This is a genomic window from Trichocoleus sp. FACHB-90 (genome assembly GCF_014695505.1).
Classification (GTDB): domain Bacteria; phylum Cyanobacteriota; class Cyanobacteriia; order Cyanobacteriales; family FACHB-T130; genus Funiculus; species Funiculus sociatus.
Genome location: NZ_JACJOK010000069.1, coordinates 1 through 16,504, shown reverse-complemented (window position 1 = coordinate 16,504; position 16,504 = coordinate 1). Strand labels below are relative to the sequence as shown.

At 45.5% G+C, this 16,504-nt stretch carries 16 protein-coding genes; 10 read left to right on the top strand and 6 right to left on the bottom strand.

The annotated features are described in order from the left end of the window. The first annotated feature begins 43 nt into the window (after positions 1 to 43). Positions 44 to 778: a tetratricopeptide repeat protein gene (locus tag H6F74_RS19580; RefSeq protein ID WP_190443870.1), complete on the top strand. Its 735-nt coding sequence runs from the start codon at positions 44 to 46 to the stop codon at positions 776 to 778. A gap of 382 nt (positions 779 to 1,160) precedes the next feature. On the opposite strand, the gene H6F74_RS19575 is transcribed toward H6F74_RS19580, so the two are convergent. Both H6F74_RS19575 and H6F74_RS19570 read right to left on the bottom strand, forming a co-directional pair. After that, the gene (locus tag H6F74_RS19575; protein ID WP_190443869.1) at positions 1,161 to 1,451 is read right to left on the bottom strand and encodes a hypothetical protein; all 291 of its coding nucleotides are present in this window, start codon (positions 1,449 to 1,451) and stop codon (positions 1,161 to 1,163) included. A 106-nt stretch (positions 1,452 to 1,557) separates the two neighbouring features. Further along, on the bottom strand, positions 1,558 to 3,324 hold the full coding sequence (locus tag H6F74_RS19570; RefSeq protein WP_190443868.1) for a mechanosensitive ion channel: 1,767 nt from the start codon (positions 3,322 to 3,324) through the stop codon (positions 1,558 to 1,560). 282 nt (positions 3,325 to 3,606) lie between these two features. On the opposite strand from H6F74_RS19570, the gene H6F74_RS19565 reads away from it, so the two are divergent. After that, positions 3,607 to 4,056, top strand: a complete 450-nt coding sequence (locus tag H6F74_RS19565) for an SRPBCC family protein (RefSeq protein WP_190443867.1) — start codon at positions 3,607 to 3,609, stop codon at positions 4,054 to 4,056. Between the two features lie 15 nt (positions 4,057 to 4,071). Here the strand turns inward: H6F74_RS19565 and H6F74_RS19560 are convergent, their stop codons facing one another. Further along, entirely contained in the window at positions 4,072 to 4,896 is an 825-nt protein-coding gene (locus H6F74_RS19560) for a SirB1 family protein (protein ID WP_190443866.1), read from the bottom strand. After that, positions 4,896 to 5,408, bottom strand: a complete 513-nt coding sequence (locus H6F74_RS19555) for an HlyD family efflux transporter periplasmic adaptor subunit (protein ID WP_347269535.1) — start codon at positions 5,406 to 5,408, stop codon at positions 4,896 to 4,898. Before H6F74_RS19555 ends, H6F74_RS19560 begins: the two co-directional genes overlap by 1 nt. A gap of 289 nt (positions 5,409 to 5,697) precedes the next feature. Between H6F74_RS19555 and H6F74_RS19550 the strand changes: the two genes are divergently transcribed. From H6F74_RS19550 to H6F74_RS19525, 6 genes are all read left to right on the top strand, one after another. Then, on the top strand, positions 5,698 to 6,846 hold the full coding sequence (locus H6F74_RS19550) for a glycosyltransferase (RefSeq protein ID WP_190443865.1): 1,149 nt from the start codon (positions 5,698 to 5,700) through the stop codon (positions 6,844 to 6,846). Positions 6,847 to 6,995: 149 nt separating this feature from the next. After that, on the top strand, positions 6,996 to 7,745 hold the full coding sequence (locus tag H6F74_RS19545) for a sugar transferase (protein WP_190443864.1): 750 nt from the start codon (positions 6,996 to 6,998) through the stop codon (positions 7,743 to 7,745). A gap of 627 nt (positions 7,746 to 8,372) precedes the next feature. Next, positions 8,373 to 9,452, top strand: a complete 1,080-nt coding sequence (gene gmd / locus H6F74_RS19540; protein WP_190443863.1) for a GDP-mannose 4,6-dehydratase — start codon at positions 8,373 to 8,375, stop codon at positions 9,450 to 9,452. A gap of 101 nt (positions 9,453 to 9,553) precedes the next feature. Continuing rightward, positions 9,554 to 10,498 carry a GDP-L-fucose synthase gene (locus tag H6F74_RS19535; RefSeq protein ID WP_190443862.1) on the top strand — a complete coding sequence of 315 codons (945 nt, stop codon included), beginning with the start codon at positions 9,554 to 9,556 and terminating at the stop codon, positions 10,496 to 10,498. 167 nt (positions 10,499 to 10,665) lie between these two features. Then, positions 10,666 to 11,238, top strand: coding sequence for a 5-formyltetrahydrofolate cyclo-ligase (locus H6F74_RS19530; RefSeq protein ID WP_190443861.1), 573 nt, complete (start codon positions 10,666 to 10,668; stop codon positions 11,236 to 11,238). A 229-nt stretch (positions 11,239 to 11,467) separates the two neighbouring features. After that, on the top strand, positions 11,468 to 12,331 hold the full coding sequence (locus H6F74_RS19525) for a carbohydrate ABC transporter permease (protein WP_190443860.1): 864 nt from the start codon (positions 11,468 to 11,470) through the stop codon (positions 12,329 to 12,331). 422 nt (positions 12,332 to 12,753) lie between these two features. Here H6F74_RS19525 and H6F74_RS19520 read toward each other — a convergent pair whose 3' ends face one another. After that, a complete protein-coding gene (locus H6F74_RS19520) occupies positions 12,754 to 14,250 on the bottom strand; it encodes a CIA30 family protein (RefSeq protein WP_190443859.1) in 1,497 nt (498 codons plus the stop codon). Between the two features lie 50 nt (positions 14,251 to 14,300). Between H6F74_RS19520 and H6F74_RS19515 the strand changes: the two genes are divergently transcribed. Then, positions 14,301 to 14,846, top strand: coding sequence for an HAD-IIIA family hydrolase (locus H6F74_RS19515; protein ID WP_199301433.1), 546 nt, complete (start codon positions 14,301 to 14,303; stop codon positions 14,844 to 14,846). A gap of 27 nt (positions 14,847 to 14,873) precedes the next feature. On the opposite strand, the gene H6F74_RS19510 is transcribed toward H6F74_RS19515, so the two are convergent. Further along, positions 14,874 to 15,236, bottom strand: a complete 363-nt coding sequence (locus H6F74_RS19510) for a DUF2887 domain-containing protein (protein WP_347269532.1) — start codon at positions 15,234 to 15,236, stop codon at positions 14,874 to 14,876. Positions 15,237 to 15,418: 182 nt separating this feature from the next. Here H6F74_RS19510 and H6F74_RS19505 point away from each other — a divergent pair, with 182 nt between their 5' ends. Further along, a complete protein-coding gene (locus H6F74_RS19505) occupies positions 15,419 to 16,342 on the top strand; it encodes an alpha/beta hydrolase (RefSeq protein WP_190443858.1) in 924 nt (307 codons plus the stop codon). The last annotated feature ends 162 nt before the right edge of the window (positions 16,343 to 16,504 follow it).

Genomic DNA, 16,504 nt, shown 5'->3' with positions numbered 1-16,504 from the left:
TCAATACCTGAATAAACCAATCAAAGAACTCAGAATAGAAGCAATGCACTTGTTTGAAAAAGCGATCGCTACCATAGTTATAGCTACTGCATTGGGAGGGCTAGTTGCTCCTAGTTATGCAATGCCTGGGGGAGCGCACGACCATTCGTCATCACCTGGGGGATCGCACGACCATTCGTCACCAAAAACTAAATTGCCGCTACCTGAAAAATCGGCAACCCAGATCGATGCTGAGAAATTTTATAACCGGGGTCTAGAGAAGGTTCAAGCAAAGGACTATCAAGGCGCGATCGCGGACTTTACCGAGGCGATTCGGTTAGATCCTACTCATGAAACGGCATATATCAATCGCGCTCATAGTCGCAATCAAATACACGACCATCAGGCAGCGATTGAGGACTTTAACCAGGCAATTCGGTTAAATCCCACCTTTACTCACCTCTATAATAGCCGCGGAGAAGTTCGCGCTCATCTAGGCGATCTTCAGGGAGCCATTGAGGACTTTACTCAAGCAATTCAAATTTATCCTGAAGAATGGATTGGCTACTTTAATCGGGGGGAAATCCGCTACAAACTTGGCGACCATCAAGGAGCGGTTGAGGACTTTACTCAAGCGATTCGGTGGAATCCCAATTATGCCAGCGCCTACACTTATCGGGGTGATGTCCGTGCCAAGCTAGGAGATAGCAGCGGTGCAAATCAAGACTATCAAACAGCAGCCCAACTCTCTGCTAACCCAGCAAATGTTGATAGCCAACAGACAGCAACTAATCAGTAATATTAAATCCGGTTAATTACCCGCTATTTCCCAGAACCTCACCCCACCAATCTTTGCAGCTATGGCTTCCCGGTTGGCTTGCGCGGTGGGGTTCTTTTATTATGAGTAATCAACGGAATTTGATAGGGACAGAACTTACGCACTTGCCGTGAACTAAAGTTCCGACTCAAAGCTCAAACCCATTCAAATGGGTTTGTTTGAGTAAAAATGTCCGACGACTAAAGTCGCGGCTAAACAAACAAAGCCTACCAACGCAAACGCTTTATATTAGCGTTTGCGTTGGTAGGCTCCAAGCTTCTAGCCTGTGGGCTTATATTTGCAAAAACGGGTGCTGCCATTGGATATAACTAGCGAGTTACCAGCTCTGCTATTGTTTTTCCTTTTAATTTCCTTTGCCATAAAGGTCATCGTCAAATTTTTTGATAGCTGTAGTGTTGTACGGAGTGGGATATTTACGAATAGCTATATTTTCAGGTCTTGTCCCACATAAGCTACTAAGATCCAGAGTTCTACCATCGGAAGTTCTTAGGTAGCACACTGGCTCATTAACATCATGCTTAATTAGGTTTGAGGATGGAGTTCTTTGAGGCTGTGGATTACTAAAAGTTGCTTTATTTGTCAATAAAATTAAGCTAAAAGCTAAAGATGTTGTGATAACAAATGTTTTTAACATAAAGCTGTTTTAGAGAGATGTATTATTTATATTCTAAGTCAATATATTATTTTGAATAGTGCATTATAGAGACGCGATATATCGCGTCTCTAAGTGTAGTTAGAATCTACCTGGGCGGTTGTTTATCTTTAAACGTGCCCAACCATTCTCGAACTTGCCCAGCAGCAATCTCGCGACCGCCTAAACCAAAGGCAAGCGCGATCGCTACTGCAATAGCTCCTAGCAACAAACCAAAAGCTAAATTGACAATATCGCTGGCAATTCCCATCTGTTGCAGCGCCATCGCTGAAACAAGAGCGATAATCGCAATCCGAGCAGCCTGTGCCAGTATCCGTGCTTGGGGATTGCCGGAACTGTTAATTAGGTTAAAGGCTAAATTTGCCAAATACAAACCAATGGCAAATACCACCAACCCAGCCAGAATGCGCCCCAAAATTACGATAATGCCACCCACCAGTGCTGTCAGCGCCGGAATATTCAAGACCTGGACAGCAGCAAGAGTAGCAAACAGCATGATCCCAACCAGCGCCACAATACCGACGATTTCCGACGGTGTGCGGGTGGTAGTAGTCGTTGTTGGTTGCTGAAGTACAGTTGCTTGTCCAGTTGGAGGCGTTTGTCCCTCAACTGCGGGAGGCAGAACCCCGGTTGATCTACGGGTTGAGGGTCTCGGTTGTATTCCCAGCCAGTAGAAAATGTTGTTGAAACCAATACTGGTGAGGATATTGGTAACTAACTCGGAGACAAAGTGTCCAATTACGTAAGCGATCGCTAAAATCAACCCAGCGGTAAAAATTAACGGAATCGCGTTGAGAATCTGCGTCAACATCGCGATCGCTGGAACTGAAATCGCCGCAATTCCCAAAGCATTTAGGGACGCGATCGCTGTCGGAATCAAAATTAAAACGAAGACAACTGTTCCAATTAGCCACGAAAGCGACTGCCCACCAGTAGCCCGCGAAATCCCAAACCTAGCACCCAACCTGTCTGTCCCAGTTGCTGCCAACAAATTTGTCACAATTCGCCGCACCACCTGAGCCAACAACCATCCCGCTGCACCAATAATTACAGCTGTCAGGATATTTGGTATTGCCCCCAGAATTTGATTTAGCAGATTGTTAACTGGGCCGAGTGCCTGCTGTAGCTGTAGGGCATCCAGAACCAGCGGCAGAAACAGCAAGAAGATGAACCAATACAAGGCGTTGGCGAGGGTGTCGCTGAGAGCATACGGATTTGTTCTTGGAGTCTCCACTGCGGGATCACCTAGATTTCCCCTGCTAGTTCCCCCCACTTGCTCGCCCAAACGTTCATCTATTCGCAGCGCCCGCAGCCCTCGCGTCACTACTAGCTTTACCAGAGTTGCCAGCAACCAAGCTACCCCCACCAGAATCGCTGCACTTACCAACTTGGGCAGGAACTGGGTTACTTGCTCTAACAAAGTGTTGAGGGGGCCTGCAACCGCTGTCAGCCTCAAAGTCTGTAAGAAGGCAACTATGGCAAAGAGCATAATTAGCCAAAACACCAGACTAGAGACCCATTTCTCCACTGGTGGTGCGTCAGCCCCTTGACGACCAGTTACCCAACTGGCGATGCGATTGTCGATGTTGGTGCGGTTCAACAGTCCTCTTACCGCCGCCGCCACCAGTGAAGCCACGATCAAGCCAACCACTAGCGTCAGGATCGCCTTGAGCAGATCCACTAGCGAACTGCCCAGATTCAGGCCAAGATTGGCGAAAATACTATCAAACGAAAACCCTCTGGCTGGTGCTGGTTCATCCACAGGTACTGGTGTAACCTGTGCCAACAATCCATTTAACTTGACTGGCAGATTGAGCCAAAGAGTTTGTGTAATTCCTTGCCAAGTTCCATTCATGGTGTCTTTGGTTAACCTCGGATCAGGCAAATGTACGATAATTTACTACGTTTAGCAGGAATAGCTGAGAATTACCCGATACACTGGTAAATTCTCTGATTGCTGCTTGGTTCGTAAAGAACCATTTAACACAGGATGAGATAGATATAAGTTACCACCAGATGTTATGAATCTATCTTTATAGATAATTAATGCTTAAAAATAGGCAAATTTTCCGCTTTTTTTCGATCGCTGTATACTAAAGCGCGATCGCTATACTCATCAAAGAGTAAGCTGTATAATATGACACATTCCCAAGTATTCGAGCAATCTATCGAAATTAATGCTAGTGCAACTGTGGTTGAACAGTGCATTACTGACAACGCCCTGATGCACCGATGGTTGAATCCAGTTTTGCGTTGCGAACCAGTGGGTGAGTGGCGAACGGATTTAGGAAGTAAATGTCGCTTTATTATTCAAATTCCGGTGTTGCGGTTAGGCTTAAATTGTACAGTTGTTGAGCGGAAACCGGGGCTGATAGTCTGGGGATTTGAAGGATATTTTAAAGGACGCGATCGCTGGGAATGTCAACCCGTCTCCCAGAAAACCCTCTTGCTAAATCGCTTCGAGTTTGAAATTCCCAACCCCTTAGTACGCTTTGGCTTTAACACCTTTGCTACTACTTGGACTCAAAAAGATATGCAAGCTCAACTGCAACGCCTTAAACGAGTTGCAGAGGGAATTAAAAATTAAATTAGCTAATAGCTATTAGCCATCACCGCCCAAATGTTTCAGCAGCTGGCGAATCAAAGGCGCATCCTCAGCATTGGGAAGCATTGCCAAATAAATGTTCAAATCCTGGGATGCCTCTGCCCAACGCCCCAATTGATAGTATAAAAGACCGCGATCGCGCAATTCCACTGGTGCATCTGGAAACAACAGCAAAATTCGCTCCACTGTAGAAAGCGCTTTTGGCAAATCCTGGCGGTTCATGTAAATCATTTTTAGATTCGTCAGCATCCGCGTCAAAAAGCGCCGGGAACTCACTGGTGCGATAAAATTACCTTGTAGCTCCACTGGCTGCTGATAAATTTGGGAAAGTCGCTCTTTGCAATCCTGCTCAAATAGAATCTCGCCGCGATTAAAAGCATCCACGAAAATTCCTACATCCTCAAATTCTGGGCGAATTAAGAAATGTCCCGGCATTCCCACACCCACCATCGGAAAATCTATCCGCCGTGCAATCTCCAGATAAACTAGCGCTAGGGTAAGTGGGATGCCTGTGCGTCGGTCGATGACATCATTTAAAAAGCTGTTGCGCGGATCGTAGTAATCATCTGTATTACCGATAAAACCTAAGTCGTCGTAAAGATATCGGTTGATAGTTTGGATCGTCCGCATCGGATACCGTTCGGCAGGTAGGCGTTCTTGTACCTCAGATGCCATAGTATCCAGAGCATTAAGATATTCCTCTAGATCGAGGTCTGGATACTCTTCCTGTGCAATATCCAAAGCGGCTTTTGCCAGATTGATTTGCTCATCTGGCTGATTGATTTCCTGGTAAAAAGATTGACGTGCTGATGAAAAATTCATTATAAATCTGTGATTAAACTTGCTTTTCTCAGGATAAATGTAAGTACAGTTTCTTCTCTAGAAATAGTATCTGCTGTCATGTCCATCCCTGGTTGGACGGAATATTGGCGATCGCCTTTGTTGAATTCTATTTTTAGAGGCTGAATGGTCACTTCGTAAAAAGGCAAAACTGCACCAGATGTAGTAGTTTCGTTCCTTTGAGGAGTCGTGGCATCGGGAGCGATCGCACTCACTTTCCCTTTGAGCGTAGCGTAATCTGGATAAGGATAGGTAGATCGCATCTGTACCTGTTGACCAACTGCAACTTTACCAACATCCTCCAGGCGATCGCGAGCTTTAACTACTAAAGTTGTGTTGCTGGGCGCAATTTTGGCAATCGGTTCTGCTTCCCGCACTACCTGACCCCCATTTCGCAGATTTAATTGTAGGATGGTGCCAGATGCGGGAGAACGCACCACACTTTTTTTCAGTTCCGTTTGAGTTTGTTGCAGTTCGCGCCTATCGCCCTCTATTTGACTTTGAATTTCAATCCGACGCTGGAGCAGAGTTTTTCGTTCTTTATCTAACGTGGCTAGAGTGGACTCGCCCCTTGCCTTTTCTGGGGCATTCCAGGTACTAACATTCGCACTTATGTAATTGCATCGGTTTATACTGCCGAAATCAAGAGCGATGCTTTACTTCAGGTAGCGATCGCTTGTTTCCTGCACAAAACGAATATCAAGTCAATATCTTTTATGGCCCTAGCCGTGAATTTGAGTTATGAGTTTTGAGTTAAAATTCAAAATTCAAAAGTGAAAACTTATGAAATATGCCGTCGTCCATGAGTGGTTGACCCCTAAAGCCACCGGAGGATCGGAACTCGTTGTCAGAGAAATCCTCTCTTCACTAGATGCCGACCTTTACGCCCTAATTGACTTTGAATCTACCAATCCCGAAAGTTATTTATTCAAGCGCCCCATAGGTACAACCTTCCTGCAACACCTTCCACAGGCTAGTAGTGGCGTACAAAAATATCTTCCTTTGCTGCCCCTAGCCATTGAACAACTCGACTTACGCAATTATGACGTAATCCTATCCTCATCCCACGCCGTCGCCAAAGGAGTCCTCACCAGTCCGCAACAGATGCACATCTGCTACTGCCACACGCCCATGCGCTACGCATGGGATTTGACCTTTGACTACCTGAATAGTAGCCGACTGGGAGGCGGCGTTCCTGGCATCCTGACGCGGTATCTGCTCCACCAGCTGCGTCAGTGGGACGTAGTTTCAGCCAACCGCGTTGACTACTTTATTGCCAACTCCAAACACACAGCTCGTCGCATCTGGCGCTGCTACCGCCGACCTTCGGAAGTAATTTATCCACCAGTCAATATCGAGCGATTTTCCTTTCAGCCGCAAAAAGAAGATTTTTACCTTACCGTTTCCCGGCTGGTGAGCTACAAGCAAGTATCTTTAATCATCCGATCGTTTAACCAACTAGGACACCCGCTAGTAGTGATTGGCACTGGACCCGAACTTGACAAGATGCGCCAGCTAGCGCAACCAAATGTAAAAGTGTTAGGGCCGCAGCCAGATGACGTTGTTGAGAGGTATATGGCGCAAGCAAAAGCGTTTGTGTATGCAGCCTGTGAAGATTTTGGCATAGCGTTGGTAGAAGCTCAAGCCTGCGGCACTCCAGTAATTGCCTACGGTGCTGGTGGGGCGCTAGAAACTGTCTTGGATATTCGGCAACACCCGACAAAGGGAACTGGCTTATTTTTCCCCTCCCAAACAGAAGCGGCTTTGATAGAAGCAGTAGAAACTTTCGAGGACTCTCAGAAGTCGTTTAATCCTCAGAAGGCTCGGTTAAACGCTGCCCAGTTCGCTGTTCCAGCCTTTCAGGAGTTATACCTAGCCTTTGTGGGGCGCTGTTTACAGGAATTTCAGTCATCCTTAGTCCGCAGTTATTAGTCTTTAGTTAGTTACGCTATTGCCAAGGACTAATGACTAATATCTAGTGACTGGTGACTTAAATTCCACTTCTTAGAACACAATTCGCTGTCTTCCGGTGTCTTGTGGCTTTATGATCGGGACTGTGTGGTGTGATGTGAAGGAGTAAGATGACTGCCGAGAGCCAACTTATCTCCGGCAAGACGTTATTGGCGCTGGTGAAACGAGGGTTTCACCCACTGACGCCGACAGGTAGACAAAGAGGTTTGAGCAAACACCGAGACCTCTCCCTACAACGTCTAGACCGAGATTCCGTTAAACGATGTTTTGATGTTGTGTTTTCGCTATCGGTTTTGATTTTGTTTTCTCCGGTTTACCTGCTGTTGGCCTTGCTGATTGCCCTCAGCTCGCAAGGGCCGATTTTTTATATTCAGGAACGGGTGGGGAAAGACTATAAACCTTTTAGGTGTATCAAATTCAGAACGATGGTGGTGAATGCAGACGAGGTGTTGGAGCAAATGATGGCAACTTCACCGGATCTGCGTCAGGAATTTGAGGACAATTTCAAGCTCAAAGATGACCCTCGGATCACCTGGATTGGTAAATTCTTACGGGTAACTAGCCTGGATGAATTTCCCCAGTTCTGGAACGTTCTCACAGGGGATATGAGCGTTGTCGGGCCAAGACCTCTAGTTCCAGAGGAACTGTCAAAATACGGGAATCAAATTGATAAAGTGCTGATGATTCGCCCTGGAATTACCGGATTGTGGCAAGTTTCTGGACGCAACGATATCCCCTATCCCCGCCGAGTGCAGATAGATGTCTATTACGTCAACGCCAGGAATTTCTGGCTGGATCTGTGCGTGGTGATAAAAACGATTGGCGTTGTCATATCCCCCAAAGACAATGGTGCCTACTGAAAAATAGCTGACGCGATGTGCAATACAGCTCATACCCCCCAATTTATGGGGGGCTAGGGGAAATTGAAAGAACAGAGCAACTCATGTGTTGCTGCCCCAAAAAAGCTTAAAAAACGCCCGAAAGACAGGGTGTAGGGACGATCGCTTTCCCCAAATCTTCGGGCAAAACAGGGGGCTTATCTTAGTTACACATGGCGTTAGCTGATTATCAGCAATTTATTACTTTGCTGGTGGTGCTTGCTTTTGACCGCTACAGCTTTTCTCCTTGCCGCAGAAGGGCTGTAGATTTTAGTGTGGGCATTTATATACCAAGTTGCATTCTTATAACTAACGTTTTCCCCCCTGTGCTGATCTCTCCTCCACCCTAGACCTGGAAAATTCTCAGTCTACCGTCGAAATACGTAAGTTTTATTTTGATTGCGGGCATACTCTACGTATATTCCTGATGTTCTCCGAGAAATTTTGAGTTAAGTTAAGTAGTGACTTAAGGATTTCCTCTACTGATAGAGGGATTTTTCACAAAATTGGGTGCTGTTCGCTCTCGTAGATGGCGAGAGAAAATCAAAAGAGAATTTAGAGCTGTTGTCAAGACGATTATTTGGTCAGAGGCTATAGGGAAGATTAAGTATGACGCAACGCAAGATCGCGCTAATCACGGGTATTACTGGACAAGACGGTTCCTACTTAAGTGAGTTATTGCTTGAGCAAGGTTATGAGGTTCACGGTATCATCCGCCGGACTTCTACCTTTAATACAGACCGCATAGACCATATGTACGAAGACCCTCACAAAGAGGGCGTGCGGTTGTTTCTGCACTACGGTGACTTAACTGATGGCACCACCCTGCGCCGGATTTTAGAGGAAGTCAAGCCAGTAGAAATTTACAATTTGGGCGCTCAATCTCACGTAAGGGTCAGCTTTGACTCGCCGGAATATACTGTCGATGCGGTGGGAATGGGGACGCTGCGCTTGTTGGAAGCAATTAGAGACTACCAGCAGCGTACCGGGATTGAGGTACGTTTCTATCAGGCGGGTTCTTCTGAGATGTTTGGTAAGGTGCAGGAGGTGCCTCAGAAGGAAACGACACCGTTTTACCCCCGCAGTCCTTATGCCTGTGCCAAGGTTTATGCTCACTGGCAAACGGTGAATTATCGGGAATCCTACGGCTTATTTGCGTGTAACGGGATATTATTTAACCACGAGAGTCCGCGCCGGGGCGAAACGTTTGTAACAAGAAAGATTACCAGAGCGATCGCTCGCATCATTGCCGGAAAACAGAAAAAAATCTACCTGGGTAATCTCGATTCCAAGCGGGACTGGGGCTATGCTAAAGACTACGTAAAAGCAATGTGGCTGATGCTCCAGCAAGAGGAGCCAGATGATTATGTGGTAGCCACCGGAGAAACTTACTCAATTCGCCAATTCCTAGATGTTGCTTTTAATTACGTCAAATTGGATTGGCATGACTATGTAGAGTTTGACGAACGCTACCTGCGTCCAGCAGAAGTGGAGTTACTCATCGGCGATCCTACTAAGGCTCTAGAGAAACTAGGCTGGAAACCTTCTGTTACTTTTGAAGAATTAGTTCATTTGATGGTGGAAGGGGATATGCAAGCTTTAGGCTTAACTTCACCTAACGGTAACGGTTCCCACTCCCCTCTGGATATGGCTACGATTCGCCAGACTGCCGGTAGTAGGCACGACTAGAGAGTTAAAAGTTAGGAGTTATGAGTTATGAGTTATGAGTTTATTCATAACTCATAATTTTTAGCAGATATCCAAAAATTTAGGGGAGGATGGTAAGAAATATGGCTACTTTAGATTTGAGCAATAAACGGATTCTAGTTACGGGCGGGGCTGGTTTTTTGGGGCGTCAGGTGGTGGAACAGCTGAGGTTAGCAGGAGCAGACCAAGAGAAGATTACGATACCGCGATCGCGCGATTATGATTTGCGATCGCTTGAAGCTTGCCAACGCGCTGTCGAACACCAGGATGTCGTGATTCACCTCGCAGCCCACGTTGGCGGCATTGGCTTGAATCTGGTAAAACCTGCTGAATTATTCTATGACAACTTGATGATGGGCGCTCAGCTGATTCACGCCGCCTATCAAGCTGGTGTCCAAAAGTTTACCTGTGTTGGCACCATCTGCGCTTATCCCAAGTTTACGCCAGTGCCATTCAAAGAAGATGACCTTTGGAATGGCTACCCGGAAGAAACCAACGCCCCCTACGGCGTTGCGAAGAAAGCTTTATTAGTCCAACTTCAATCTTACCGACAGCAGTACGGCTTTAATGGCATTTACCTGTTGCCAGTAAACTTGTACGGCCCAGAAGATAACTTTGACCCCAAGAGTTCCCATGTTATCCCAGCTTTGATTCGCAAGGTACACGAAGCTCAAATTAGGGGAGATAAGCATCTACCTGTATGGGGCGATGGTAGTCCTACCCGCGAGTTTCTGTACTCAACTGATGCTGCTTTGGGTATCGTCATGGGTACGCAGGACTACGATGGTACAGAACCCGTGAACCTGGGAACAGGTTATGAAATTTCCATCAAAGAGTTGGTGGAACTGATTTGCGAACTAATGGGCTATGAGGGCGAAATTGTTTGGGAAACAGATAAGCCCAATGGTCAACCGCGCCGCTGTTTAGATACCGAACGAGCTTGCCGAGAATTTGGCTTCACCGCCAAAGTTGACTTCAAGCAAGGTCTAAAAAATACTATTGAGTGGTATCGGCAACACGCAGAGTAGGTCTGAAAAAAATCTGAGTGTGAAAAACCCGTTTTGTTTAACAAAACGGGTTTTTGTGTTGTTAGTATCCAAAATCTTCTTACCGAGCGTACAGCAAGCCTCCTGGGATAGGGAGACACTAAGATGGAAGCTAATATAATCTCACAACCAGCCTATCCATAGAACTTGTGAACAAAGTTGATAATCAACTGGATAAAGTGGAATTACGGCGATTGCTTCTCAAAGCACGGCAATTTATGTCAGTGTCAGAATGGAGAGAAAAGAGCGATCGCATCTGCACTTACCTGCAATCCTCGCCTCTATTTATCCACGCTAAAACTGTCCTCGCTTACTTCAGCTTTCGACAGGAACCAGACCTCAGCCCTTTATTTGTAGATAATCGCAGATGGGGATTTCCCCGATGTGTTGGCGATTCCCTAATGTGGCATATCTGCACACCTGGAGAATCGACGAGCCAAGGAGCTTATGGGATTCTTGAACCGCGCCCAGATGCTCCCATTTTGCAAGCAGATGAAGTTGATTTAATTCTTGTACCTTCTGTGGCTTGTGATGTTCGCGGATATCGCTTAGGTTATGGTGGTGGTTATTACGATCGCTTGCTCAGTTCATCTCTGTGGGCGGACAAACCGACTATAGGGATTGCATTTGAATTTGCTTTTTCGCCCGAATTACCTATTGATGAATGGGATAAACCCTTACATGGCGTTTGTACAGAAACGGGTTTGAGGATGATACGATGAATCCAATCTCTAAATTTCTGATTTCCGCGCAGAGGACATTGTCCTCTGCGCTCCTACCAACTACGTTTAGCAAGCATTTGGTTAGACCAATACATTCACATAATATGACACAATAATGTTAATTGCAAGGGTTTGTAGAAAAATGAGCGGTGATTTCTCGGCAGTAAATGCCCAATAGTTGATAATTTAGAAATTGACCATTAATTGGAAATATAAATTGTAATTGTAGATGAATAATTACCAGGCTAAAAAACCGAAGAACCAAGCTAAGAACTCAAAAATAACAACTGTGTGGATGTATGGGAGCTTGGGAGCGATCGCGCTGATTATGCTTTTCCCTCTGATTTGGCTCATCAGCACATCCCTGAAATCCCCATCAGAAAACATCTTTCAATTTCCGCCCCAGTTGGTGCCAAGCCAACCGACATTCCAGAACTTCGTGCAAGTTTGGCAAACAAATCCCTTTGGGCAGTATTTGTTTAACAGTACCCTAATTGCAGTCCTGACAGTGGGCTTAAATTTGCTGTTTTGCTCTCTCGCCGCTTACCCATTAGCGCGGCTAAACTTTCGGGGACGCGACATGATTTTTGCCGGAGTTGTCTCTACTATCATGATTCCGTTCCAGATAGTGATGATTCCCCTGTATATTTTGACGGTGCAACTGGGTTTAAGAAACACTTATTTGGGCGTTATTTTGCCAAGCGTCGCATCTGCCTTTGGGATTTTTCTACTGCGCCAAGCTTTTCAAGGAGTCCCCAAAGAACTCGAAGAAGCTGCCCGGATGGATGGCTGTTCTGAGTTAGGCTTGTGGTGGCACGTAATGCTTCCAGCAATTCGTCCAGCATTAGTTTGCTTGGCTCTTTTTGTTTTTATTGGTTCTTGGAGTGACTTTCTTTGGCCTTTGATTGTCCTCGATAGGCCCGAATATTACACTCTTCCGTTGGGTGTTGCTAATCTTGCCGGGACATTTTCTCTAGATTGGCGATTAATTGCCGCTGGGAGTGTTATTTCAATTGCGCCTGTACTGCTAGTTTTTCTATTCTTGCAGCGTTACATTGTGGCGACAGATACTGGCAGCGGCGTTAAAGGTTAACGACTTTTTAGAAGCAAGGAGTATTTTTGGGTTTATATGGAATCAACTCCCAGCCAAAAACGGATAATTCCAGCGTCTCCCAATCCTCTGCGGTTTCTAGCCCTTTAAACGGTGAGGATAAGACTACCGCTATATTCAAGCCGCAGGCGCAACCATTTCCTGCATCCGGTGAACCATCTGCAAAAAATAAATCGGGAGTTTTCCGGAGGAGACTACCTTGCTAATGGAAACAAAGATTAGTAGATGCACCCTGATGTTTGCCCCAGGCGATAAGCCTGGGGTTTTCTTTTTGAGGGTTGAGATTTTGTGGGTGGGTAGGTTTAGATTACAAGAAAAACGAGCCATTCCATGCGCTGAAAAGGCAGACGAAAGACAGGAAACTATAGAAGGAAATAGTCCTGTGAAGATTTTGTCGTAATCTCCTATCTGTCAGGTTGCAAGCTGGAAAATAGATTTTGCCAGTCTAGGGAGTCAGCGCTATTTTCTCCCTCTTTCACCTCAAAAGTTACGTTACACGCTTTGGGTTGTTCTAAGGCTTGTATGCACAACTCGGCAATATCTTCCCGACTCACTTTACCCCGGATATTGTCGCCTTGCTCGAAAATTAATTCCTTGCCTCCTGGTTCTTCTGTCAGCGCACAAGGTCTGATAATTGTGTAAGGGATTCCACTTTCTCTGACGCTATCTTCTCCGCGCAATTTCCAAGTTAAAATTCCTCCCAGTTGCTCGTTCATTCTCACCGCTGGCGGTTCTTCTTCTAAATTAATTCCAGGGCGGCCGGGACGAGTTACACCCGCTGAACTGATCATGATAAATTGAGGTAAAGTCTCACCACCGTAAGCTTTGATGGATTCTACTTGTAAGGCAAAGCCACCAGGAGAAAATTTTGGATTTAGCCCACCATCGTATTCAAACTTGCTCAACATGAATTGAAACGAGCAAATTTTAGTGGGATTGATTGGCTCTCCATCTGTCAAAGTTTTGGCACGAAATACAGGAATTAAGTCCGCGAAAGGTACGCGAACATTAATCCAAGTATTTGCTACGGTATCGAAGGAATGACTGTAGGCAACTCCATCCCATTTAGCTTCTGTACGGAGAAAGAATTTATATCGTTTTCCGTCGCCTCTGACGCGCAATTCTATACCTTCGTAACCAGCTAAATCAATCGGTGACTCGAAGTTTTTCGTCCGAATTGAAGCAAAGCCGCCGGAGTTTTCGGTTGACACGTTTCCAGCAAATAGTGCAGTGTTTTCAACCAGTTGGATACCGCTCTGACTCACACCACCCATGACGACATCATCCACTGCACCCCAAGTATTTTTGATGTCATTCGATGGGTTGGTAAAATCAAATATCAGTTTTTCGTCAGCTCCTCCTTTATTATTGGAGGAAAATTGCCTAGAGGCGGCTTGTACTAAATTTTTAATGCCTTGATAGTCCACAATTTCGGGCTTGTCCACGACTTCAGGCATATAAAATTTGATACCTTGATAATACTTAGCTCGATCTGGCGTGTCGCCTTCGACTGGCTGCACTTTGACACCCGTGCAACAAACAATGGCTGTTACTTGCATCATTGCGGAAGTGAGAGTTTCTGGAATGGTGATGTCTCCCTCGAACAGTTCTACGTTGTCGCCAAGTATTTCCTTTGCTCTATGGGTATCTCTGACAAGCGATCGCACTTTATAATCCCGCTCAACCAGTCGTCGCACTACTCGCTTACCAACACCGCCTGTTGCCCCTGCTACCAGTATCACTCCCACGCGCTTTTCTCCAGTAGGTCTGTCCTTATTATCCTTGGCACCACCTTGAAATAACCGCTGTAGACAACTGAGGAAAGGGATAACCTCGAAATAGACAAGGGTTTGCCAAAATCTGCCAAAATCCCATTTAGAACGATTGTTTTGATTTGACATTTTATTCTCAAATGCACATATATCTTTTTGATAACAGATAAGATTGAGGCATGGAGCAGGAAGATCGAGAAATAACCGCAGATATAAGCCTATTAATATTGGACATGGATGGTACTGTGAGGCAACCGCTCTCAAGTAATAAGTTTATCCAGCGTCCGCGCGATCAGCAGATTATCGAAGGTGTTGAGAATGCGATCACATATTTCGCCGCTACTGGTTGGAAAATTGTCGGCGTGACCAATCAAGCTGGTGTCGCCAGTGGTAAAAAATCTCTCCAAAGTTGCATCAAAGAACAGCAGTACACGCTGGAGTTATTGCCAGAAATCGAAGAAATTTATTTTTGTCCAGATTTTGATGGTAAAAAGTGTTTTTGCGTAACGAAAAACCAAGTTCTTAATTACAGCAAGCATCCCGAGTCTGGAAATTTTCGCAAACCAAACCCAGGAATGCTAAATTTGGTTATCCAAAAATATTCGCCTGTCTCAGTTTTAATGGTAGGCGATCGCAGTGACGACAGAGAAGCAGCTGCAAAAGCAGGCGTAAAATTTCAGCAAGCCCAAAGCTGGCGACAAACCTATGGCGATGCTGATCTTTGAACTGCTGGGAGATGGATGCGATCGCTATCAGCTAGACTGATTATCGGATGCTTGCTGCACTTGCTCCACAGTTAAACCTAATACGCCTGCTATTTGTTCCATACTCAACCCCAATGCCAATAACCCTGGCACGGATTCTAACTTACCCTCTATTTTGCCTTCCTGCTTGATGGATTGATACATCCTTGTCTGCCTGAATTCGTCGTCTATTTCCAACATCTGCGCCAACTCCTCGCGGCTTAGCCGGGTAAATTTGTACAACAAAATAGTCTCTATTAATTCTAAAATTTTTCGCCTGGTTACTTCATCCCCAAGTTCCTCACGCGCTTGCAAAATCAACTCTTTGCCTCGGTTAATCGCTGTAGCTTCGCTTTCCACAATTAACTGCACAGCTGCAATTTCCCGTTAAGTCTAAAATATAATTCTTTTCAATTTTGCTTGCTCGCGATACTAATTTTAAAATTGCATCGCGGCGCTTTATAGTAGCTACAGAAAAGTGTAATTGGCACTCTGGGGGTAGCGATCGCTATCTTACTGAGGCAAAATGTCAGTAAGATCATTCATTGCAAACCATGCTTCAGTTTCAACCTCTCGGCTTTGAACAAAAAGTTATCGAAACCTCACTGGGGTCAATGGTTTACTACAGCGCACTAGACCAACCTTGGTCATTACCCCGACAAGGTGCAGATTTGCCGCCGTTAATCTTTCTGCATGGCTTTGGTGGAGGGTCGTCTGCTTATGAGTGGTCGAAGGTGTACCCAGCTTTTGCTACCACTTACCGCGTCTTAGCTCCAGATTTGATAGGCTGGGGTCAGTCGGCTCATCCAGTCCGAGATTACCAAGTTGCAGACTATCTGAAGACGCTAACCGAGTTTCTGGAAAAGATTTCTATCTCGACGGGAGAGCAAGGCTTTGCGCCGCTACAGGTGGTAGCTTCTTCTCTGACGGCTGCTATTACTATTCGCCTTGCTATTCAACGCCCGGATTTATTTAAGACTCTGTTTTTGATTTGTCCGTCTGGGTTTGCTGACTTTGGGCAAGATGCGGGGCGCAGACTACCGCTTCAGGTAATTGGCACTCCCATATTAGATAAGTTGATTTATACGCTTGGGGCGACGAATGAAGTGGCGGTGAGGAACTTTTTGGAACGGTTTCTCTTTGCCAAGCCAGAGCGAGTTTCTCAAGATATGGTAGAGGCTTTTTTGGCATCAGCGCAACAGCCGAATGCAGAATATGCGGCATTAGCATTTTTGCGAGGCGACCTTTATTTTGACCTGTCGCTATATATTCAACAGCTGACAGTTCCTACTTACGTTCTTTGGGGGGAGGAAGCGCAATTTACTAAGCTTCGACTGGGGCGGCGTTTAGCTGGGCTAAATAAACAAGCAATTTCCGTGTTTCAACCAGTTCCGGGAACAGGAGTTCTACCGCATTTAGAGCAGCCTGAGTTAGTAATTGGATTATTACAACATTATCTGTCAGCAACTAATGGCTAATAGTAAAGGCTCTACCGAACTTGTTATGTAAAAATGTTAAAAATAGCTAATCAAAATAGCAGAAACAGAATAGGTATAAGAAGTGACATTTGTTGCGGGGCTTGAATTCTGGGATTGATTGTGATTAAGTAGATGCAGTAAAAAAGCAGCCCCAGACTGGGT